Origin of the sequence: Candidatus Thiopontia autotrophica (genome assembly GCA_014384675.1) — a bacterium.
In the GTDB taxonomy this organism is placed as follows: Bacteria; Pseudomonadota; Gammaproteobacteria.
In genome coordinates, this window is sequence record JACNFK010000013.1 from 1 (window position 1) to 24160 (window position 24160).

The 24160-nt window shown below is 52.0% G+C and carries 18 protein-coding genes; 10 read left to right on the forward strand and 8 right to left on the reverse strand.

Going from position 1 to position 24160, the window contains the following annotated elements:
* The coding region (locus H8D24_00830) for a hypothetical protein (protein MBC8518938.1) at positions 1-640 on the reverse strand (640 nt) is incomplete at its 3' end.
* Positions 641-1001: 361 nt separating this feature from the next.
* On the opposite strand from H8D24_00830, the gene H8D24_00835 reads away from it, so the two are divergent.
* The 7 genes from H8D24_00835 to H8D24_00865 all read left to right on the forward strand — a co-directional run bounded on the left by H8D24_00835 (position 1002) and on the right by H8D24_00865 (position 5494).
* A complete protein-coding gene (locus H8D24_00835; protein ID MBC8518939.1) occupies positions 1002-1187 on the forward strand; it encodes a sulfur relay protein DsrC in 186 nt (61 codons plus the stop codon).
* 29 nt (positions 1188-1216) lie between these two features.
* Positions 1217-1870, forward strand: coding sequence for a hypothetical protein (locus tag H8D24_00840; protein ID MBC8518940.1), 654 nt, complete (start codon positions 1217-1219; stop codon positions 1868-1870).
* A gap of 6 nt (positions 1871-1876) precedes the next feature.
* Positions 1877-2566, forward strand: a complete 690-nt coding sequence (cas6, locus tag H8D24_00845) for a type I-MYXAN CRISPR-associated protein Cas6/Cmx6 (GenBank protein MBC8518941.1) — start codon at positions 1877-1879, stop codon at positions 2564-2566.
* Positions 2567-2640: 74 nt separating this feature from the next.
* Positions 2641-2979, forward strand: coding sequence for a TusE/DsrC/DsvC family sulfur relay protein (locus tag H8D24_00850; GenBank protein MBC8518942.1), 339 nt, complete (start codon positions 2641-2643; stop codon positions 2977-2979).
* 29 nt (positions 2980-3008) lie between these two features.
* Complete coding sequence (locus tag H8D24_00855) at positions 3009-4340, forward strand: GAF domain-containing sensor histidine kinase (GenBank protein ID MBC8518943.1); 1332 nt, start codon at positions 3009-3011, stop codon at positions 4338-4340.
* Positions 4337-4987 carry a response regulator gene (locus H8D24_00860; GenBank protein ID MBC8518944.1) on the forward strand — a complete coding sequence of 217 codons (651 nt, stop codon included), beginning with the start codon at positions 4337-4339 and terminating at the stop codon, positions 4985-4987. Before H8D24_00855 ends, H8D24_00860 begins: the two co-directional genes overlap by 4 nt.
* Positions 4988-5011: 24 nt before the next feature.
* Positions 5012-5494, forward strand: coding sequence for a rhodanese-like domain-containing protein (locus H8D24_00865; protein MBC8518945.1), 483 nt, complete (start codon positions 5012-5014; stop codon positions 5492-5494).
* Positions 5495-5500: 6 nt separating this feature from the next.
* On the opposite strand, the gene lptG is transcribed toward H8D24_00865, so the two are convergent.
* On the reverse strand, positions 5501-6592 hold the full coding sequence (gene lptG, locus H8D24_00870; GenBank protein MBC8518946.1) for an LPS export ABC transporter permease LptG: 1092 nt from the start codon (positions 6590-6592) through the stop codon (positions 5501-5503).
* Complete coding sequence (gene lptF / locus H8D24_00875) at positions 6589-7719, reverse strand: LPS export ABC transporter permease LptF (protein ID MBC8518947.1); 1131 nt, start codon at positions 7717-7719, stop codon at positions 6589-6591. Before lptF ends, lptG begins: the two co-directional genes overlap by 4 nt.
* Before the next feature lie 49 nt (positions 7720-7768).
* On the opposite strand from lptF, the gene H8D24_00880 reads away from it, so the two are divergent.
* The 3 genes from H8D24_00880 (at position 7769) to H8D24_00890 (ending at position 12783) form a co-directional block, all read left to right on the forward strand.
* Positions 7769-9259 carry a leucyl aminopeptidase gene (locus H8D24_00880; protein MBC8518948.1) on the forward strand — a complete coding sequence of 497 codons (1491 nt, stop codon included), beginning with the start codon at positions 7769-7771 and terminating at the stop codon, positions 9257-9259.
* Between the two features lie 63 nt (positions 9260-9322).
* Positions 9323-12115 (forward strand): valine--tRNA ligase, encoded by a 2793-nt coding sequence (locus H8D24_00885; GenBank protein MBC8518949.1) that lies wholly within the window; start codon positions 9323-9325, stop codon positions 12113-12115.
* Positions 12112-12783, forward strand: coding sequence for a TIGR04211 family SH3 domain-containing protein (locus tag H8D24_00890; GenBank protein MBC8518950.1), 672 nt, complete (start codon positions 12112-12114; stop codon positions 12781-12783). Before H8D24_00885 ends, H8D24_00890 begins: the two co-directional genes overlap by 4 nt.
* A 54-nt stretch (positions 12784-12837) precedes the next feature.
* Here H8D24_00890 and H8D24_00895 read toward each other — a convergent pair whose 3' ends face one another.
* The 5 genes from H8D24_00895 to H8D24_00915 form a co-directional block, all read right to left on the reverse strand.
* A complete protein-coding gene (locus tag H8D24_00895; protein MBC8518951.1) occupies positions 12838-13272 on the reverse strand; it encodes a hypothetical protein in 435 nt (144 codons plus the stop codon).
* Between the two features lie 112 nt (positions 13273-13384).
* Positions 13385-14680 (reverse strand): HlyD family type I secretion periplasmic adaptor subunit, encoded by a 1296-nt coding sequence (locus H8D24_00900; protein MBC8518952.1) that lies wholly within the window; start codon positions 14678-14680, stop codon positions 13385-13387.
* Positions 14680-16389, reverse strand: coding sequence for an ATP-binding cassette domain-containing protein (locus tag H8D24_00905; protein ID MBC8518953.1), 1710 nt, complete (start codon positions 16387-16389; stop codon positions 14680-14682). Before H8D24_00905 ends, H8D24_00900 begins: the two co-directional genes overlap by 1 nt.
* Positions 16386-17468, reverse strand: a complete 1083-nt coding sequence (locus H8D24_00910; GenBank protein ID MBC8518954.1) for a M23 family metallopeptidase — start codon at positions 17466-17468, stop codon at positions 16386-16388. Before H8D24_00910 ends, H8D24_00905 begins: the two co-directional genes overlap by 4 nt.
* The coding region (locus H8D24_00915; protein MBC8518955.1) for an Ig-like domain-containing protein at positions 17468-24160 on the reverse strand (6693 nt) is incomplete at its 5' end. The genes H8D24_00915 and H8D24_00910, both read right to left, overlap by 1 nt.

Sequence of the window (24160 nt, forward strand, 5' to 3'; positions counted from 1 at the left end):
TGGCCTGCAGGAGGTCACCCTCGTCAAAACAGGACTGCTCACAACGGGCCGCACCAACACATGATGCTGAAGTACGAACAGCTGGGCCCGCGCCACCAAGGTCAAAACAGAAGTCCTCAACACCAAGATCTTTAAATGTCTCGGTATCATTCAACTTATTAAATGCAACCTGTACGCCATCTGAATCAGTACCCTGAAGCAGAATATCGCCAGACTGGCCATGCATACATATAAGACCTGTGCCGGTCTCACCCCATACATCACACATCTTTCTAAGAAGATCAGAGGTATAGTGAAGGCCTGCAGGAGGCATGATACGTATTGTATGGAACTCCAGTGCATCAGGGTACATGGTCTCGCCACTATCATCCTTCAGCTCAGAGAAGCGAGGAATGATGCCGCCACCGTAACCGATGACACCTACTGTACCGCCCTTCCAGTAACCGCGACGGTTAACAAAAGATTGCTCCAGGGTACCAGTAACACCACGCATCATTTTGCTGTGTTTGTTGTCTGCTACAGAAATACGCTTTAATGAGCCAACATAACTTGGCCAAGGGCCCTTTTCCAGCTCATCAAGGTTAGGGGTTGGGATATCCAGCTCAGGGATATTTGCATTTAGCTTGGTCTTCTCTGACATTTGTAAGGCGCTCCTTAACGTTTACCAGTCAATTTCCTCGTTGCACAACTATTAGCACAACGCCAAAAAATAAATCTCGCCACAATCAACGGAACACCATATCAGACATTCCTTAAATTGGGAGTGGAAGTATGTCAGAGCAACCTGCCCTGTTCAACGCAATTCACCCTATTTTCGACAGGCAATCGGGATACCCAATATATCCCCAATGGGATAGGTTAAATGTGTGTTTATAATGAAATCATTATATTACGGCTATTTGCTCTAATTAAGGGGAACATACCCCTTGTATCCACTCTAACAGCCCCTAATGTATACTGGAACAGTTGGTTATTTTCTGAACATATTGAGATAAATATAGATGTTGAACCTAAGTGAAGTTCTGATGGAGAAGCAGCATGAGATGGAGTGCTTTGAGGATCTGGTACAGGCTGTTCACGAACAGGCAAGAGCCAGGAACAAGCGCTTCTTCCGGATGGATGTACGTCCACCATTCGCTGACACCCCCGACAACTGGGAAGATCGCCTGGAGGCTGCTTTTTACTGATTATGGATACTGAAAAGAGAGTGGAAACTATGGCTGCCGAAGATGAGGCCCAATCAAAAGAGGAGCGTCTTGCCACTCTGGAGTCCAGACTGAAGGGGCTCCCGCCATCAATTGAACGGGCCGAGCTTCTGCTGGATTACGGCACTCTAATGCTGGATTTTCAGCAGAATGAGGATGCCTGGGATGCCGCCTGGGAGGCATTTAACACCTTCACCGAGAATGAGAACTGGGAGCTGGCTGTTGTTGCCACAGATATTCTGGTCTCGGCCGACCAGAAAGACTCATTGGTCGCACTGGCTCATGGCATCTGGCTAGGGGTCACTTACCCAATCAACCCTGAAACCACCACAGCAATTCTGCAACACATGATAGATGAGTCTCCAGCCGGATCCGATACCGCTGCGGTAGCAGCAGTCACATCTCATTTTCTCGCCGACCATCGACGCTCTGAGGGACAGGATGGTGAGAATATTCTCTTTTTTACCAGCCAGAAATTGGCCGAGGTTGCGGCACAGCATCGCAACATCAAGGATCAGGATGAGTTTGAGATCTGGATGGCAGGAAATGAATTTGATAATCCTGACTCTTTTCTCCCCAAATTATCTGCCGCAGTAGATGCCCTGGCTGATGGTACCTGGTGGATCGATCGTGATGCGCTGCGTGCGGCTATTCCAAAAATATAGGCTGTCATGACATTCTGGGAAGAGGAACAGGGCCAACAATCCATAGAGATCTCTGATGATGTCGTGGATCTCAGCTTTCGTATTGATTGCAAAACTCTGCCGGTTGACCATGGCTGGGCATTGAGCAGAGCAATCCTCAACCATTTGCCGTGGCTCAGCGCTGAACCAAATGGTGCACTCCACCAGATTCTGGTGGCCGAGTCGGGAAATGGCTGGCTATCGCCCGATGATGGCAACGAGCTACTCTACCCATCCCGCAGAACAAAACTAACCATACGTCTGCCACAACAGAGGGTGGATGAGGCCATTTCACAACTTGATGGGGTGACACTGGATGTAGATGGTCATGCCATGAAGCTCTATAGGCCAGAGAGCCGCCTGCTCAGCACGATAACTACTCTTTATACCCGTTTTGCCATCTTCCATGACAATGAGACAGAAGATGATTTCCTGACCAGAATTTGCCAGGAGCTTGCAGAGCGGGGAATTTACCCCAGAAAAATGGTCTGTGGACGCACCAACCTGCTCAAGAGAGGAGAGGAGACAATATCCACCCACAGCCTTATGCTGGCTGATCTCACCCCCAAGGAGGCTATTGCCCTGCAACAAAGAGGGCTAAGTGAGGGAAAAGATTTTGGATGTGGGTTGTTTTTACCCCACAAAACAGTGGAAAATCTAATTCTGGAGAAAGATTAATCTGAACTCGCCACCAAGTAGCTTACTCTGGGTGGTGAAAATTTTGTAACTGGCTTAACAAGGAGAACCAAACCATGAGCTATGAAGTCAATGGACAGACCATCGAAACCAACCCAAACGGCTATCTTGATAATATCGATGAGTGGAACGAGGATGTAGCAAAAGTTATCGCCGAGGCAGAGGGTATCGACATGAGTGACAAGCACTGGGATGTTGTCAACTACCTGCGTGACGAGTTTGTCAACAATGGTGGCAACCAGCCCAACGATCGTCACATGATGAAGGCAATGGGTGCGGCATGGGACGAGAAGCTCAAGTCCAAGGATCTCTATATGCTATTCCCAAAACAGCCATCAAAGCAGGCTGGAAAGATTGCAGGTCTGCCCGAGTCACGTCGTAAAGGCGGTTACTAGTCAGACAGAGAGCAAAGGGCACGAGGTAAGTGGTACTGGTCAATCTCATTGAGTCGCTTCGCGGGCGTTTTACGGATGGTGAGGAGATTCCTGAGCTGGATCAACTGGAGCAGCGTCTACTCCACTCTGAACAAGAGACAGAGCTACAGGTTCGTAATCAGACCAGGCACCTTGCACAACAGGCTGCCTCTCTGCGAATTCTCTATGACGTAGTTGCCAGCCTCAACAGCTCGGAAAATGTACAAAAGCTTTTACTCCGGTTTCTCTCTTTTCTGAAGGAGATGGTTGGTGCCGATGCTGCCACCATCCGTCTGCTCACCCCTGACAACCAGATGAAGCTCCTCTCCAGCATTGGAATGGATGATGAACTGGCACAACAGAAGGGGATAATCCCCGTAACCAATAGCCTCTGTGGAGAGGCTCTCTCCGAGCAGACCATCCTGCATCAAGAGAACCCGTGCGACTGTCGAGATGTAGATGGGGTAGAGCTACCCTGTTCAAAAAACGGGGTCATCATTGTCCCCCTCCAGCATCAAGAGAAAATCCTGGGTGTCTACACCCTCTTTGTCTCGCCTGAGCGCCAGAATGTCAGTCGAGAGATGGATCGACTGCTGCTCAATATTGGGCAGAATCTGGGCATGGCTATTGAGAAATTTCGCCTTGAACGAGAGGCGCATAAAAGCAAAATGGATCAGGAGCGCACCCATATTGCATATGAACTTCATGACTCATTGGCACAGACCCTGGCCAGCCTGAGAATCAGAACCCAGATTATGGAGGAGCATCAGAAACAGGCTGACAGGAAGCGTAATAAAAGTGACGTCCCGGGCATCCATCTCTCCGAGATCTTGCATATTCAGCAAGGACTTCATCAGGCAAATCGTGAACTCCGAAGCCTTATTGCCAATTTCCGTGCTCCAATTCACCAACAGGGTGTAATCCAGGCGATAACCACGCTGACTGACGAGTTCAGAAAAGAGCACGGCATCAACACATATTTTCAACATCAGTGCGAGAGCATCCAGCTCCCGCTGGAGAGTGAGAGACATCTACTGCGAGTTATTCAAGAGGCACTTGCCAACGTGCATAAACACAGCCAGGCACAATCTGTTCGTATTCTTGCTGACTGTATCCCGGAGCATAAATTCTGGATCCTGATTGAGGATGATGGCATCGGATTCAATCCTGGCGAAAAGAGGCCAATTGAGGGGGAGCATATCGGGCTATCTGCCATGCAGCAACGAATTGAGGCGATAGGTGGTACACTCGAAATAGAGAGTGAGCCGGGAGATGGTACCCGCATTACAATCACCGGAACCGTCAACGCAAGTAATGAAGAAGATATTTTTGATCTCTTATGAAAGTCTTACTGATTGATGACCACACCCTGTTTCGCACCGGAATCGGTGCTCTGCTTCAGGGGCATGATATTCAACTTGCGGCCGCCGTAGGTACAGGCAAGGAGGGGCTGCAGTTAGTAACAGAGCTGGAGCCTGACATTGTTCTGCTCGATCTGCGGATGCCGGAGATGGATGGGATAGAGGTTCTTTCAGAGTTAAAAAAACGGGAGCCATCGCTCCCTGTCGTCATGTTAACCACCAGCGAAGAGGAGTCAGATCTTTTGTCTGCGCTACAGAGTGGTGCTCAAGGGTATCTGCTTAAGGATATGGAGCCAGAGGAGCTGGTCTCTTCACTGGAGCGCGCACTAAATGGAGAGGTTGTGGTGGCCCCATCAATGACTCCGCTGCTTGCCCGTGTTGCCCAGGGGGAGATCCTGAAAACACACCAGAGAGATGATCTCAAGGCTCTGCTGACACCAAGGGAGTATGAGATTCTTCTGCATCTTGCGGAGGGGCAGAGCAACAAGGTTATCGGTCGTGAACTCGACATCTCTGATGGCACGGTTAAACTTCATGTCAAATCCATTCTGCGCAAGCTGGATGTACACTCACGTGTAGAGGCTGCAGTAATTGCAGTAGAACGTGGCATCACCAAACACAAGGCATAAATCTGGAGCTAACAGACAGACATCATGAAACTATATACCGAACTGATCAAAGATCTTACCCCCCATGTTACCGAGATATTTCCATGGGATCTGAAGGATAGGCTGTCCGCAGAGAACGATATTCTGATGTTGGATGTGCGCGAACCATACGAGTTTGCAAAGATGCATATTCGCAACTCAATAAATGTGCCACGGGGGATCCTGGAGACTGCATGTGAATGGAACTATGAAGAGACAGTTCCAGAGCTTGCCACCGCCCGTGACCGTGAAATTGTTGTTGCCTGCCGCTCTGGAAACCGCAGTATATTTGCTGCCCATACCATGCAGCTTATGGGATACAAGCACGTCACATCACTGAGAACAGGCCTTCGAGGATGGAATGATTATGAGCAGGAGATGATCTGTGGCAACTGCAGTGAGGATGGGGTTGTGATGGATATTGATGAGGCAGATGAGTACTTCAGTGCAGGGCCAACCCCGGAACAGATGAAACCAAAAAACTTGTAAAGACCGCTACAACCCCCGCTTGCGAATCATCCAGAGAGCGCTCAACAGGAAGAGTGAGGGGGCCAGGAATGCGGTCACAATCGGGTTAAACTGGTAGATCTCTCCGGTGTTCATCAATACCTTGTTGAGAAGATAGAAACCGATCCCCAGAAAAACCCCCATAACTACCCTTTTTCCTGCAGAGAGCGAGCGCCCCTCGGTAATGGAGAATGGTATTGCCAGAACCAACATAACCAACATACTGAACGGCATCGCCAGGCGCCCCCAAAAGGCGTGCTGATAACTGCCTGCATCAAGACCGCTGTTTTCCAGAAAAGCGGTGTAACTATAGAGCTCGACCATGGAGAGGTCTACCGGATCACGCGAGGCCAGCCGGATAATGTCATGCGAAATGGTTGACTGATGTTTTGCCTCATCAGCACTGACTGTAGCAATTGGACTCTTATCCAACTGCGTTGACCGCACCTGTTCCAGCCTCCACTCCTCCCCTTCATGAAAGGCACGATCTGCATAGCTCACCTCGGCAAGATCACCAGGCTCTGGTATCTTCATCCATTGAATGCCGGCGACTGATCCATCACTGCCCACATGCTGCATGCGCACAAAATAGTCGCCATCACGCAACCAGAAGACCTCTCTGGAGTACTCCACCACAGACTCATGTAGCGCCTCAGCCTTGATTATTTTTGCTCCTCTCTCCGCAGCAGGGACAACAAGCTCCATGTTAATGACTGCGATCAGAACAGAGAGAAGACCAATTATGCGCACCCGCCACAGTATCCCCAGGATGGATACCCCGGTGGCCCGCATGATGGTCAGCTCATTCGATGCCGCCAACCCTCCAAAAGAGAAGAGGCTGCCAATCAGTACCGCAGCTGGCAACATCTCCTGCACGATTTTCGGCATCTTCATAAGTACAAACGAGACCGCTGTAGTAGTGGTGAAATCCTGCTTGCCAATATTTCCCATCTCACCGGCAAAGGTGACAAAGTAGGCGATAGAGACCAGACTCAACAGGGTGATCACCCCGCCCCAGACGATCTCACGCCCCAGATACCACCCCAAAATATTATTGTTATCCAAAGAGGATCTCTTCATGAGCCCCCTCTCCATCTCAAGGAGATGCCGTCACGCAGGTAGAGGATGAATATCAGTACCACAATTGAGAGATATACCCAGCTCATCCCCATCCAGCTCTCCACCACGCCACGTTCTATCCATCCATATGAGATATTGAACAGATTGCTGAACAGCAGGTAGAGCAGAATACCGGGCACCATCCCCGCATATTTTCCGCCTCGTGGTGAGGTTCTGCTCAGTGGAACTGCAAGAAAAACCAGCAGTACAGTCATTACCGGAAGAGAGAGTCGCCACTGTAGCTCGGCCTTGTACTGTAACCGCTCAGAGCCCCACAAGGCCTGGAACGGGATTGCCCGTCCAGACGGCTCTCCACTGGTCGATTTTTTCAGATCAAGCTTTACCCCATACTCCTCAAAATCAACAATCTCAACATCGGCATCGCCCGGGCGGCCGCCATACTGCCTCCCCTCTCTCATCACCAGCCACTTGCCATCCCCGTTCTCGTTTGGCAAAAGCTGTCCGAATCTTGAGGTGATAATGCGAAATCTATCTGGAGGCACCGATTCATAGAAAAAGACCCCCCTCATGTCCCGCTGATCTACAGATATCTCCTCCGCATAGAAGATCCTCTCCCCTTTGCCCGATAGAGATTTAAAACGCCCAGGAGTCAGCCCGACCAGATTTGCATTGGCATTAATCTCATCGTGAATATTGTTTATTTCTGTCTGCGCCCATGGAGTGACAAAGAGCACAAACATGGTAACCACTGTAGCCACTCCAACAGAGAACCAGCGCACTCCGCGTGAGGCCCTGAAAATATCCACCCCACCGGCCCGAAAAGCGGTGACCTCACTCTCTTGATAGAGTCTTCCGAAGGCTAGCAGCACCGAAAAGAAGAGTGTCATCGGTATGACCATTCCCATATATGCAGGCACCTTTAACCAGACCAGTTGCCATACATGCTCCAGTGGAATCTGTCCGGCAACCGACTTGGCCATCATCTTGCTTATGCGCAAAGCCAGAAGAAGTGTGATCAAAACAGGGGTGGCTACAACCCACATCCACACTACCTGCTTAACCAGATAACGTTCGAGCGTAGTAAAGCGGGCGATAACCCATTTTTTCTCTGGCACGTTTGATCCCATTCGCTAATAATATCCGTTTTACTGATTGAATAAAGTGGAGATTTAAAATATGGATTTTTCCGTTACCAGTGCTGTATTGGAGAAGAGCAAAAGCGACTGCATAATCTGTGGTATTTATCATGGCCAGAAGCTCTCATCTGCCGTCTCCACACTAAACGGGGCCACAGGAGACGCCATTCAGCAGCTGATAGATCGTGGTGATCACAAGGGCAAGGCGGGAGAGGTTCAGTGGCTTCACGCCCCCAATGGTATATCTGCCCAGCGGATACTTCTGCTAGGGATGGGGGCAGAGAGCAAACCCGGTAATCGTGATCTCAAAAAATCGATCGCCGCTGCTGTTGAGGCACTACGAAAGAGTGGTAGCCGCAGTGCAACCCTCGCAACATCTACCATACTCTCCTCTACTGATACTCAAGAGCTCTACCACTTGACGCGCACGGCAGTAGAGACCATTGAATCCACCCTTTACCAATTCGATATACCCTCATCCAGGAAAAAGAGCAGGCCGCTACTCAAGAAGATCACCTTTAATGTTGCTGATCGCAAGGGCTTAACAACTGCCAAAAAGGGTATCGAAGAGGGTAAGGCAATTGCAGACGGGGTTTCACTGGCGCGCACACTTGGCAACCTGCCAGGCAATATCTGCACGCCGAATTATCTTGCCAGTCAGGCACGCAAGATTGCACGCGGTGAAAAATCGATATCTGTTCGTGTCCTCAGCGAAAAAGAGATGGAGAAGCTGGGGATGGGAGCACTGCTATCTGTTGCCCGTGGAAGTGATCAGCCGGCCAAACTGATTGTTGCAACATACAGCGGGGGGGCAAAAAAAGCGCCGCCCGTTGTGCTAGTTGGCAAAGGGGTCACTTTTGACTCTGGTGGAATCTCCCTCAAGCCCGGGGGTAAAATGGATGAGATGAAGTTCGACATGTGTGGCGCGGCCTCTGTGCTTGGAACCCTGCAGGCCGCCCGCGATCTTAAACTGCCGATCAATCTTGTTGCCATCATTCCCGCCACCGAGAACCTTCCAAGTGGCAAGGCGACAAAACCTGGTGATGTTGTGACCAGCATGTCCGGACAGACCATCGAGGTTCTCAATACAGATGCCGAGGGGCGACTGATACTCTGTGATGCACTCACCTATGCAGAGCGTTTCAAGCCTGCAGAGGTTATCGACATTGCCACCCTGACTGGCGCCTGTGTGGTGGCCCTGGGCAAGCACGCATCCGGGCTCCTCAGCAATGATGACAAGCTCGCCAATGACCTGATACAGTCCGGTGAAGAGAGCGGTGACCGCACCTGGAGATTGCCGCTCTGGGATGAGTATCAGCCTCAACTGGATTCCAACTTTGCCGATATGGGGAATATTGGTGGACCTGAGGCTGGAACCATTACTGCCGGCTGCTTCCTCTCCCGCTTTACCGAAAAACAGCGCTGGGCCCATCTGGATATAGCTGGTGCCGCATGGCTTCAGGGCAAGGAGAAGGGGGCAACAGGACGCCCGGTTTCGCTGCTGGTTCAGCACCTCTTGAACCTGGGATAAGTTAATCAGAGGCCTCCTAGTCAGCGCAAAACAAGAGCCATAATAGTGGTAAAATCGCCCGCCATGGAAAAAAGATACGACCCTCATGCCATTGAACAGCAGTGGTACAAGAGCTGGGAAAAACAGGGCCACTTCTCGCCCAGTGGCAGCGGCGACCCCTACTGCATAATGATTCCGCCACCCAATGTGACTGGAACACTGCATATGGGTCACGCCTTTCAGGATACCCTGATGGATACCCTGACCCGCTACCACCGGATGAAGGGAGACAACACCCTCTGGCAGCCGGGCACTGACCATGCCGGTATCGCCACCCAGATGGTGGTTGAACGTCAGCTCAATGCAGATGGTGTAACCCGTCATGATCTGGGCCGTGAAACATTTATCGACAAGGTGTGGGAGTGGAAAGGTGAATCAGGGGGCACCATCACCCGTCAACTGCGCCGTATGGGCTCATCTCTGGACTGGTCCCGAGAGCGCTTCACCATGGATGATGGTCTCTCCGATGCGGTACGCGAGGTCTTTGTCCGTCTTTATGATGAAGGGCTGATCTACCGTGGCAAAAGACTGGTCAACTGGGATCCGGTACTCCATACCGCAGTCTCCGATCTGGAGGTGGTCTCTGAGGAGGAGAACGGCCATATGTGGTACATCCACTACCCTGTCGCCGATGAAAACGGCACTGCCACTGATGAATATGTAACTGTTGCCACTACTCGTCCAGAGACCCTGCTGGGAGACAGTGCAGTAGCAATCCATCCCGACCATCCAACCCTCTCCCGACTGATTGGAAGTAGCGTAGTGTTACCACTGTGTGACCGTACCATTCCTGTTGTTGGTGATGAACATGCCGACCCCGAGAAAGGGACCGGTTGTGTCAAGATAACCCCGGCACATGACTTCAATGACAACGAGGTGGGCAGACGTCACAACCTGCCACTGATAAACATCTTCACCATCGATGCAAAGATCAATGATGAGATGCCGGAGAGATATCGTGGCATGGATCGCTATGATGCACGCAAGGCAATTGTAGATGATCTGGATAGTGCCGGCCTGCTTGAAAAGGTTGAACCACATAAACTGATGGTGCCGCGTGGGGACCGCTCTCACACTGTGATCGAGCCATACCTGACTGACCAGTGGTATGTAAAGGTGGCACCTCTTGCAGAGCCCGCAATTGATGCAGTAAAGAGTGGCAAGATAAAGTTTGTCCCGCAAAACTGGGAGAAGACCTATTTCGAGTGGATGAACAACATTGAGGACTGGTGTATAAGTCGCCAGATCTGGTGGGGGCACCGTATACCTGCCTGGTATGATGTCGACGGTAATATCTATGTTGCAGACAGTGAGGATGAGGTTAGGGAAAAATACAGTCTGGATGCAGATATAACCCTGACCCAGGATGAGGACGTACTGGATACCTGGTTCTCCTCTGCCCTCTGGCCATTCTCTACCCTTGGCTGGCCCGAAAAAACCCCAGAGCTTGAGACTTTCTACCCAACCAGCGTGCTAATCACAGGTTTTGACATCATCTTCTTCTGGGTCGCCAGAATGATCATGATGGGGCTCAAGTTTATGGATGATGTCCCCTTCAAGGAGATATATATCCATGGGCTGGTAAGAGATTCACACGGACACAAGATGTCCAAGTCAAAGGGTAATGTGCTCGACCCTATCGATCTTATTGATGGTATTGAGCTGGACGAGCTGGTCGCCAAACGGGCTACTGGACTGATGCAGCCACAGATGCGCAAGAAGATCGAGAAGGCTACCCGCAAGGAGTTCCCTGATGGTATTCCATCATTTGGTACCGATGCACTGCGCTTCACCTTTGCAGCCCTTGCCTCAACTGGCCGTGATATCAATTTTGATCTTGGTCGAATCGAGGGCTACCGCAACTTCTGCAACAAGATCTGGAATGCGGCTCGCTATGTTTTGATGAACACAGAAGAGCAGGACTGCGGACAGAGTGGCGGGGATGTTGAACTCTCTACCGCCGACAGATGGATTATCAGCCGTCTGCAACAGACCGAGGAAGAGGTGGTGCGTGCAGTAGATCAATACAGGCTGGACCGGGCTGCCAATGCAATATACGAGTTCACCTGGAACGAGTACTGTGACTGGTATCTGGAGCTCTCCAAGCCGGTGCTATACAGTGACAACAGCAGCGATGAGGCTCTGCGCGGCACCAGGCGTACTCTTGTAATGGTGCTGGAGACCATACTCCGTCTCTCCCACCCTATCATGCCATTCATAACCGAGGAGATCTGGCAACGGGTCGCCCCTCTTGCAGGTAAAACCCTGTCCGAGGGTGAATCAAGCCTGATGCTGGAACCATATCCAGTTGCAGACAACTCCAAAATAGATCCAGATGCCACTGCCGAGATGGAGTGGACTAAATCCTTCGTGCTTGGAATTCGCAGCATCCGTGGCGAAATGGATATCCCTCCAGGAAAACCTCTGCCTGTACTTATTCAGGACGGCTCTGCAGAAGATATTGCACGTATCTCAAACCACGGGGCTACACTCAACTCACTTGCACGACTTGACTCTATAGAGATTCTGGAAGATGGTACCAATGCACCGGAGTCCGCCACAGCACTGGTTGGCAACATGAAGATCCTGATCCCAATCTCCGGGCTGATCGACAAGGATGCAGAGGTTCAGCGACTGGATAGAGAGATTGGGAAGATTGATGGCGAGATCTCCAGAGTAAATGGCAAACTCAATAATGCAAACTTTGTGGAGCGTGCACCCGAGGCGGTCGTTGAAAAAGAGCGTACCCGTCTGCAGGAACTGATCAACAGACAGCAACAGCTTCAGGCTCAGAGAGAGAAGATTGAGGCATTATGATTAAAATCGTAACAATCATATTTACTCTGCTGCTGTCACAGATGGCGAGTGGCGCAGAACGCTACCTCTCCGGCATCCCCGTACCACTCCGTGCAGAACCGGACAGATCCAGCAGACTCCTGCAGCTACTACCAGCCGGAGAGTATGTGTCGCTTGGCAACGAGAGTAAAAATGGATTCACCCTTATAACCACAAACTCCGGGGTCAGAGGATGGGTCACAAGCCGCTATCTCACCAAACGATCACCGCTACCCGCAACCGCCAAATCATCGCAAATAGAGAGCAACCAAAAACAGATGAAAATCAAGCTGGAAAATAGCCGACTCAAAACCAGAATAACCAGTATCCAGCAAGAGAAACGTATCCTCGAGTCAGAGATTCAAAAGCTTAAGGAGAGCAGCCACAGAGCCAACCAGGAGGTTGATACCATCCGTGATATAAGTGAAAGCGCTCTGGAGATGGAGAATGAAAACCACCTGCTACGTGATCAGGTACGGGTTCAAAAACGAGATCTCGAGGCATTGCAACAGGAGAACAAGGCACTACAGGACAGAAAAGACCGGGACTGGTTTCTGGTGGGGTCCATGGTATCCATTCTGGCCCTGTTGATCGGGTTCTCTATTTCCAGAATGCGTGGTGGCAATAACAGGGGACGTGCCCGCATCTGACCATAAAAAAACCCACCGCAAGGGTGGGTTTGGTTGTAACCGACTTGGATTATCTTATTTCTTTTCAGCCGCTGCCTTTGCAGCCGCTGCAGCCTTCTGTCTGGCCTGGGCCTGGGCTTGCATCAGGGCCATGCGAAGCTTGTTCGACCCGCCAACCAATGTGTCAGTTGGGTTGTTCTTGCAGTGCGCTACCATCGCACTCCAGGCCTGGTTGGCTGTAATATTGAGTTGCGGCCCACGTTGAGTCATTGCAACCTGATTCATTGCACTTAGATATCCGTGAACCCATCCCCCATAGGTCATGGTCGAGGCCTGCTGATTTTTTGTAATCTGCTCTGCTACCGCCTTGCATGTGGTCTGTCCCAGACCCAATATCTGTAGTCTTGGCCCCTGTTGTGGTTGCGCAGCCTGTTTGGCCTGCTCCTCAGCAACGGTAACACCAGAAAATGTCATCCCCATAACCATCAACCCCAATACTATTTTTTTCATTTTTTGCCCTTTCATTGTTGTCACTCCACCTCATAGAATTAAAACAGTTGCACTCAGAGTATTACATATTTCGTACTGAAAACAAGTCATTTATTTCAAACTGTTGCAATAATTAACGCTCACGCATCGACTCCCCCATTGAGTCCAGAAACGGGGAGAGCAGATAGTCCAGCACCGTCCTCTTTCCGGTAATAATGCTGGTGGTCACCTGCATCCCCGGTAGCAGATGGTAGCGCAGATCCCCACGCTCAAAATAGCTGCGCTCGGTCTCCACCCGCACCCGATAATATGGATCCCCCTCCTGCGGCACCATGGTGTCGGGGCTGATAAAGATCACCCTGCCGTCCAGTTTTCCCAGACGGGAGGCATCACTTGACTGTAGCCGCACCTGTGCCGGCTGATCCACCTCCACATAGCCGACATCCTGTGGCAGCAGACGGGCCTCCACAATCAACTGATCTCCGGCGGGTACCACTTCCGCCAGCACCTCGCCAGCCTTGACCACCCCTCCCACCGTATAGATATTGAGGGTCTTGACCACTCCATCCACCGGAGAGCGCAAAGTAGTACGTTGCAGGCTATCCTGCAGCTTGTTCATCCGCTTGGAGAGCTCGCCGTGCTGACGCCGCGACTCCTCCAGCTCCTTGCGGGCCTCCTCCTCAAACAGGTAGCGGATCTGCTCATACTTCTGCCGCGCCTCCACCAGTGCAGACTCCGCCCCGCTAAGGCCGGCAAGATCCTCTGCCAGTTGCCCCTGCATGGTCTCCCTCTCACGCAGCAGGGAGAGGTGGTTGTAACGGTTAGTGAGCTCATCCTTGAGCAGATCCTCACTGATGCTGATCTGCTCGCCAATCAGCTCCAGACCTGGGCGCAGACTGGCAATCCGGGCCTTGATCTTGCCGATCTCCTGCTCCTTCTGTTTGATCTGCTCCTGCTGGGAGTCACGTTCACTGTAGTAGCGAAACCTCCTCTGCTCAAACTGCATCTGTGAGCGGGCAACCAGAATCGGGTGCAGGGCCTCGAATTCATCCGGATAGGCTGGCTGCTCCGCTCCACTAGATTCCGCCTCCAACCGGAACAGATCCACACTGAGGCCATTGAGTCGCACCTCCAGCTCCTCTACATCGGCCATACTGGCGGTGGACTCCAGCTCAAACAGCGGCTGCTCTGCACTCACCTGCTCCCCCTCCTTGACCAGAATTCTGCTCAGGATCCCCCCCTCCAGATGCTGCACATACTTCACGTTGGTACTGGGAATCACCTCCCCCTCAGCTACACTGACCATGTCCAGTTCGGCTAGATACATCCACGCCCCTGCCGATCCCACCAGTGCCATCAGCAGGAGGAGAAGACCAGTTACAGAGGCAGTGCTCTCTTTATGCTGTGGGTTGTTCTGCTGATCGGCCACTATTCAGCCCTCTTCTGAGCGACGGCAGCCACGCCCTTGTTCGGTTCTGTTCCGCTACCACTCTGTCTGGCCTGAATTCCAGGGGTTGGCTTGACCCCGAGATCCATCAGGTAGTCCGCAATCTTCAGAAACTCCTGATCATGTGAGATCACTATAATAGTCTTGCCCTCGCCCCTGAGCTGCTGGAAGAGAGCATAGACAGCGCGTCTCCCCTCCCCGTCCAGCCCCTCGGTTGGCTCATCGGCAATAAAGAGATTGCCACCTGTTGCCAGCGCCCGCGCCAGTGCCAGACGGCGGCGAATCCCCAGTGCCAGATGTCTACCACCCTCCCGAATCACCATCGACAGTCCATCCTGACTGCTGTCGAGGAATGGGCGCAGACCGGCAATCCGAATCACCTCATTCAGCCGTTCCGGTGTAATCTTCGGATTAGCCAGTGCAATATTCTCCTCAATGGTTCCAGTTACAAAGAGCGGCTCCTGCGGAATATAGCTGAGCTGCATTCTCCACCACGGCAGTGCGATCTGGCGCAGATCAAGATTATCCACCAGTATCTGCCCCTTGGCAGGTTCAAGCAGCCCCACCAACATACGAACGAATGTAGTTTTGCCGGAACCATTTGGACCAACTACCGCCAATGTCTTCCCTGGCTCCAGTGTCAGATTGACCGACTCAAACAGCTGGATGGAGGATCCCGGATAGGAGAAGGCAAGCTCCTGCAGCTCAACCCTGCCCGCATACTGCTTCAGCCCGCTCCCCTTTATCCGCTCCAGTGGCATCTTCATGAATTCCCGAAGAATATCTCCCGCCTGCTTTGCCGTGGCGAAGGTCTCCCCCATCTGTGACAGGCGGGTCAGCGGCATCAGGGCACGGCCTGCCAGTATGTTGGCACCAATCATCGCACCTACCGTAAGATCCCCATTGACCACCTGCAGGGCACCCACCGAGACGATAGCCACCGTCTGCAGACTCCCCACCATCCCCATTCTCGACTGCAGGGCGTCCCGGCTGGAGAAGAGTCTGTTGCGCAGCCTCGCCAGCATGGAATCACTCTCTCCCCACCCCCGGGAGAGGAAATTGGCCCCATTGAAGGCACGGATTGTCTCGGCTGCCGAGACTGCAGAGCCGAGAATACCGGCCCGCTCCGCAGCGACCTCCTGTGCCTGTTTTATCCCCCGTCTTCCCCCCATCTGCACAACCATTGCCATCAGCAGAGATAACCCCATAGCAGCAACCGAGATAAACGCCAGTACCGGGCTCAACAGCCACAACACAAAAACGAACAACAGTGCAAAAGGGAAATCGAGTAGTGCCGCCACGTTCTGTGGCATGGTCACGGCCCGAATGGAGTCGACCCCACGCAGAATCTCGTGACGCTGACCAAAAGAGACCCGATCCAGCGCAGACTGCTGAGTCTGCAACAGTACCGAAAAGGCAGCCTCCGAGAGGCGATCACTATCATCCCTGTTCTGGGCCACAATCAGGCGCCTGCGCAGAGAGCGGAAGGACAGCTCAAAAACAACGGCAATCAGGGTACCGACAGCCAACGAGGTGAGGGTAGAGTTGACCCCATGAGAGATAAAACGGTTCAGTACCTGGATCACAAACAGCGAGGTCGCCAGCCCCAGCAGGGCGATCACAAAGGTTGTGATAATCAGTTGCAGGGTCAGCCCGGGATGGGCAAAAAATCGTCGAAACAGCTCTCTCATTGCTCTTTGTCTGTAACTGTTATTTTTCTTCGGACAGAGACCACCGTCTGCTCCCCCTCGTTACCCTTTCTAACCAACCGATACGCCCCAGTATACTCCCCCCTCTTCAGGGGGGTCGACAGCTTCTTGCCAGCATACCCCAGATGGAGGGCACGCCCACTACCATATGGGGCAGAGATATTCTCAATCATGGTGGTGCCATCCGGCGCAATAATAGCAAAGTGCTCCACATCCCCCTTCTCCACCCCTGTCACCTCAACCCAGAACAGCAATGCCGGTGACTCTGGCAATACATTGCCTCTATCGTGCAGCCCCAACACCACCTCCGGAAGGGTTGGTACCTTGTTGGCAAAACCAGCGCTCACCAACTGTGTTGCTGCCGGGATCATCCCCTCCACGGTACTGCTCACCCAGAGAGTAGACTGAGCAGAACCGCATCCAGCCTCAATCACGTCTCCAGTGAATGGATCAATCTTTGTCCCATTCCGTTGCACCCGAAACTCCAGATGGGGAAAGTTGGTAAGGCCAGAGAGACCCATCTCCCCCAGCTTCTGTCCTGCCACCACACGCTCCCCCCTGACAACCAGAATACTCCCCTTGCGCAGGTGACAGTACTGCGTTTTCCAGCCACCATCATGGCGAATATAGACCCCGTTGCCACACTCTTTTCCCTTTAAAAAAGCCGCCCTCTTGCCGCTGAAGATACCATCCGGCATCCCGTCCCGCACCCCCTCCACCACCCCACCGAGCGAGGCCACCACCGGAATTCTCCTCTGCAATTCAGCCACCCGCACCACCCGAAAGTCAGTACTGGTGTAACCATTACTACTCAATGGGCCACAGCGATGATCCCCAAAACCGATGCCCAGCTGTTGATCAGGCATCCGCTGGATAAAACAGTCACTACCGGCACAATCAATGGGGGAGAGCAGCGTCACCTCTCCAGCACCAGATGCATGGAGCGGTGTTGACAGAGAGAGAACAATAAAGAGAGAGAGCGTACCGAAAACAGAAAAAAACTCCTCCCAAATAGTGGGAGGAGCGTGTTTATGTCGATCCATCATGATCCAGAGGATCATCAAGCGATCATCACAATATCATTTTCATCAATGGTGATACTGGTACCAAGATCCACCACCTGGACTGCATTATTGACTCCTGCGCCATCAGCATCGTAGTAGAGCACGCCACTATCGGTATCAACCAGGAAGGTCTCACCTGCACTGCTGGCAGCTGTAATATTAGTTCCAATCAGAAGATCATCGGCATTTACAGCGCTGCCTACATTGATATCGCTTACCCCGGCGGCAGAGAATACTGCAGCAGAGAACTGCAGGGTGTCATCAGCATTGCTCCAGTCACTGATCGTATCGGAACCCGTCAGGCTGTTAAAGACAAAGATATCGCTGCCAGTACCACCAGTCAGGGTGTCACTGCCGGCACCACCAGTCAAGGTGTTGGCTGCTGTATTACCGATCAACAAATCATCCTGATTGCTACCAATCGCATTTTCTATTAGCACGGGTGAAAAACTAGCTAAATTCCCCGCATTAGAGAAACCACCACCGATTAATGTATTGGATGTTGCACTGACATTGACACCATTAAACCAGGCACTACTTGGATTCTCTGTCATTGGCGTCAGATCAAGAATAATATCCTCTCCGCTAATACCTGACCCATCCAGCGTATCAGTACCACCACCATCCCAGATTGCAGACAAATCTGTTGCCGTTGAAATCGTATATGTGGTGTTTCCTGCATTATACGCAGCATTCGGTCCATACAGATATTGGGCAACCATCATGTCGTACACCATGGGTCCATCAGGTGCGCCTGATGACGCTGTCAGTGGATACTGCTGCGAACTTGCAAGATCCGGAGCATCCCAATCTGCTGACACATACGCTGCCGGAACAGTATTACCGGCTGATGCAGACGAAGCCTGACTACCTGCTGTCCATAGTGCTGCATTGTAGGACATGTTGCTATAGAGCCATGAGTTTGAATCTGTAATCAATCCAGCTGAACTTGTTGGATCCCAACCAAAACTTGTTGAGGTATTGGAACCATTATTCGCACCCCCCCAAGAGTGACTCAAACCTAAAGCGTGGCCGATCTCATGAACCAATGTATTCCAACCGTTGCCGCCAACCTGAAGTGCTGATTGTGTAAAATCAAGATTCTCATTCAGAAAGATATCACCCGTTGCTGTTGCAAAGGTGGTGCCATAGGCTGTATTGAGTGCTGCTGGGCTATCAGTCAGATATGTCACGCCATAAGCGCCGTCCACAATTGACGATCCTGCTGCGAGGAACAGCCCAATATCCGCATTGGAATTATTGTAGGATCCCGCGCTTGCTGATGGCAGATACTGGATATTGGCGCCAATCACATTGGACCATGCCTGCATAGACTCCTCTACGGCCTCCATCTGATAACTCTGCCAATTGTGTGGGGTACCGCCTATAGCCTGATCGTAAAAAGTATAGGTAATAGCGTTATCTGTCACTGTATCCCAATGGCTGCCAAGAATCAGCCCGTCAACAGGACGACTCGAGTTTGTAAGGGCATCTACGATAAGCCCTTCAGAAACAAGAGATCCAATTGCAATTTCATTATCAACAATCGTCACCGTCGCCGAACTATCTGCAATCGTCGCGTTGGCGCCGCTGGCATTGGACAGCGTCACAGTAAAGTTCTCGTTGCCTTCATACAGTGTGTCGTTGTAGATAGGTATCTCAATTGTGGTGCTGGTCTGACCCGCCACAATCGTGGCTGTGCCACTACTGGCTGTGTAGTCGCTGTTCGCACCCGCAACCAACGAGAAGGCAGCACCATTGGTAGTCGCTGTACCATTAGACATGGCGTAGTCAACCGTGACATTTTCTGCTGCTGCTGAGCTTAAGGTGATAGTCAAAACAGCGCTTTCACCACTCACCTCTGTGACTGATGTATCAGCAATAGACAGGGTCTTGGATGGTGCAGATGGCAGCACAAAATCAGCCGCTGCGTCAAAGTCATCCGCATTCGATTCACCGTGCATCTGGATGACCATATCACCCGCAGATAGATCGCCGTCGCCATTCACATCAACAAACACAGCGCCCAACTGGCCTGCACCATTACTGCCTACCGCTATGGAGAGGTTGCTTCCACCATTGTCGAAAAATCCCGCCGTGTTCAGAGTGTTGAAATCTAGACCATCTCCCTTATCAAGAATGGAGCCGGTGCTCTGGTTGACAAGGGTTAGTCCGGAGAGATCGATCGTGTCGCTGTCATCAAATCCACGGATTGTATCGCTTGCTGACAGCCCGGCAGAGTAGTTACTGTCAGTATAGGCTGTGTATACATAAGTATTATTACCTGTGCCATCAGCATTGACATAATTATTGCTCTGAGCATGACCACCCATCAGGTTGTCTGCACCACCACCACCAGTAATGGTGTCGTTGCCTGAGCCACCCATAATGGTATCTGCACCGGCACCGCCCGTCAGGGTATCGTTATTGCTGCCGCCACGAATGGTGATATTTGCACTGGTTCCAGTCTCTGCAGAGGCATTGAAGACAATATTGCCTGTGGATACACCATCACCCATAACGGTCAGGGTAGATCCATCATTGGCAATAGTATTGTCATCCAGGGTGATGTTGTAGCCGGCTGAATCCTCAAAGATAAAGGTCTCAAAATTGGTAACGGTAGAGGCACCCAGTGTCAGTCCGGCACTATAATCACCACCAAACACAAGGTAATCTGATCCATCTGCACCGTTGATTGTATCGCTGCTCTGCAGATTTCCTCCCACGTGGACAAAGTCATTCCCTTTACCAGCATTGATGGTGTCATTACCTGCTGTACCATTTCCTAGTGAACTAAAGCTGCCTGTGTTCAAATCGATATCATTAGTGGTGATAAAGTCATCCCCATCCCCAGAGTCGAGACTGTCATTGCCAGCACCCAGAGAAATGAAGTCTGTACCACTGCCACCGCTGACTGTATCATCTCCGCCCTGTGACATTACAAAGTTGAGAGAGCCGCCGCCAGTGCTGATAGTGTCATTACCTGTATTACTACCCACAATGAAGTTGGTTGCACTTGTGCCAGAGAGAACCTCTCCCTGTGACAGGTCACCCACCAGGAGATCAAGATTAGTCTCTGTTAGATTGCTGACATTGACTGCGTTAATGCCAAGCGTCTCAAGGTTGAAGTTGAGGCTGGCTGGGTAGCTATTGTTTCCTTGATAACCTGGACCAGGGTAGGTTGATGTCTCACTATAGGCATTGTTATACGAGCTAACTGCAAGGCCGATAAAGGTCTGCATACCCTCTATACCCTGCGCCAGATCAAAGCCACCTGCTCCACTCTTCCAGTCACCGGCAGCACCGCCATCAACGCTACCATTACCGTATACATTTTGGTTGGCAAAGCTCAGGCTTCCACCACTGTTTGTAAGTGACCCCTGGTTTGAGAAGGTTGAAATAGCATCTACATTATTCTGATTCATGGTTGCAGCAACACCACTAGCCAGATCAAAACTACCAAGATTACTCATGGTAATACCTGTTAAGTTGTCTGCAGCACCGCCAGTATCGGCAATGTTTATCGCACTACCACCATCACCTGTTATCGTTGAAACGCCCATCGAAGTTAATTGACCTTCGCCAAACGTCACATCAGAATGCACTATTACGTTCTCGATGTTGGTTAGTGTTACGTTGGTCAGATCAACTGTACCGTAGATATGCAGGGTGTCGGTACCGCCGCCACCATCGTAGCTTTCACCATCTTCTGCCTCGGATATTGTAATGCCATTAATTGATGAGTAATTACTGATTACACCGGAAAGCCCTGCAGGAATATCATTCTCATCATACTGGTTTGCGGCAGTCAGCCCGACGATAACAAAGGTATCATCACCATCACCACCATAGACTGTATCCAGACCTTCTCCGGGACGGATCAGATCATTGCCGCCGAGGGCATTGATTGTTTCGTCGCTAGATGAACCTAACAGGTTATCGGCGTTAGCCGTTCCAGTAACGACACTGCCAGAGGCCGTCGTGAAGTTGAGTGTCGTCGCACCGCTAATGCCCGCATACGGATTATTAGCCGCATCCTCGATCACGCCACTAGCCATCTCGATGTAATAACCCGTACCCGCTACAAGATCTGCGGTCGGGTTGATTGTCACTGTATTACCGGAAATGCCAACCTGAGCATCGTTAACGCTAATTGTCTGGACAACCTGATTGTTACTGCTGTTCTTGATTACGATACTGCCTGTTCCTGCCTGTACCGTCTCACTGAAGGTCAGCACGATGTTGCTGTTTACCGCAACGGCAACCGCGTCATCTGCGGGTGTGCTGCTCGTTAGCGTTGGTGCTCCACCGCCAGAGGCCGTCGTGAAGTTGAGTGTCGTCGCACCGCTAATGCCCGCATACGGATTATTAGCCGCATCCTCGATCACGCCACTAGCCATCTCGATGTAATAACCCGTACCCGCTACAAGATCTGCGGTCGGGTTGATTGTCACTGTATTACCGGAAATGCCAACCTGAGCATCGTTAACGCTAATTGTCTGGACAACCTGATTGTTACTGCTGTTCTTGATTACGATACTGCCTGTTCCTGCCTGTACCGTCTCACTGAAGGTCAGCACGATGTTGCTGTTTACCGCAACGGCAACCGCGTCATCTGCGGGTGTGCTGCTCGTTAGCGTTGGTGCTGTACTGTCTCCACCACCCGATGGGATGTTGTTGATTGTTACTGTTGCACTGTCTCCGCCATTCACTGTATAGGTAAATGTCGCTGTTCCAGCGGCGGTCGGGGTGAATAGAATGTCAGTACCACTGATGGTCGGAGTGCCGGTGATGTTGCTCACCGCAGCCACAGAGATTACATCAGTGGACAATACCCCACCGTTATCATTACCAATCAGGCTTGCAATCGAAACCGTTTCCTGGACCCCTGCTGTCATCGCAGAGCCATCAACTGTGTCATTCACCGCATCCAGTCCGCCACCACCTGACGGGATATTGTTGATTGTTACTGTTGCACCGCCACTGCCTCCTTGACCATCCCCCAAACCATAACTAAAGGTCGCTGTTCCAGAGGCTGTTGGTGTAAACAAAACATTTGAGCCAGATAGGGTAACCGTGCCTCCGCTACCCGGATTAACGCCAATAATGGTTGGTGTTCCTCCATCTGGATCATTGTCATTGGCCAGCAGTGTTGATACAGGTATTGAAACCTGTGTGCCTATGGTGTAACCAGATCCATCAATTGTGTCGTTACCACCGTTTGGATTCTGGTTTCCAGAATCAACGTTGTCATCGTCACCGTCATCTATAAAACCACCATCGTCTATAAAACCACCATCGTCTATAAAACCACCGTCGTCTATAAAACCACCATCGTCTATAAAACCACCGTCGTCTATAAAGCCACCGTCGTCTATAAAGCCAAAGCCGCCATCGTCATCTATAAAACCACCGTCATCGCCGTCTTGATGGCCACCTCCATCTTCACCTCCGGGACCAAACCCTTGGTCACCTCCAGGGCCAAAGCCTTCATCACCTCCGGGTCCAAATCCTTGGTCACCACCTGGGCCAAACCCTTGGTCACCTCCGGGTCCAAAGCCTTCATCACCTCCAGGCCCAAAGCCTTCATCACCACCTGGTCCAAATCCTTGGTCACCACCTGGGCCAAACCCTTGGTCGCCACCTGGGCCAAATCCTTGGTCACCACCTGGGCCAAACCCTTGGTCGCCTCCAGGTCCAAATCCTTCATCACCACCTGGGCCAAACCCTTGATCACCTCCGGGGCCAAATCCTTGATCACCTCCGGGGCCAAATCCTTGGTCGCCTCCAGGCCCAAATCCTTGGTCACCTGGTCCTCCTGGTCCGAAATCTCCTGGGCCTCCAGGGCCAAAGTCTCCTGGTCCTCCGGGACCGAAGTCACCTGGTCCTCCAGGGCCGAAGTCTCCTGGGCCACCTGGTCCGAAGTCATCCGGGCCTCCTGGTCCGAAATCTCCTTCACCACCGGGGCCTGGGCCGAAGTCACCTGGGCCTCCTGGACCAAAGTCTCCTGGGCCACCGGGGCCGAAGCCTCCTGGACCGAAGCCACCAAAGTCAAATCCTCCGGGACCGCCTGGACCAAATCCACCAAAGTCACCAAACTCGGGGCCATCCTCACCGGGACCATGGTCATCATCTGGGCCGGGGCCAAAGCCTCCCGGACCTCCAGGACCAAAGTCAAATCCTCCGGGGCCGAAGTCACCTGGACCTCCAGGACCAAAGTCTCCCGGGCCTCCTGGACCAAAGTCTCCTGGGCCGCCTGGTCCGAAGTCATCCGGGCCTCCTGGTCCGAAGTCACCTGGACCGAAGCCACCAAAGTCAAATCCTCCGGGACCGCCTGGACCGAAGTCTCCGGGACCGCCCGGTCCGAAGTCATCCGGGCCTCCTGGTCCGAAATCTCCTTCACCACCGGGGCCTGGGCCGAAGTCACCTGGGCCTCCTGGACCAAAGTCTCCTGGGCCACCGGGGCCGAAGCCTCCTGGACCGAAGCCACCAAAGTCAAATCCTCCGGGACCGCCTGGACCAAATCCACCAAAGTCACCAAACTCGGGGCCATCCTCACCGGGACCATGGTCATCATCTGGGCCGGGGCCAAAGCCTCCCGGACCACCTGGACCAAAGTCTCCTGGGCCACCGGGGCCGAAGCCTCCTGGACCGAAGCCGCCAAAGTCAAATCCTCCGGGACCGCCTGG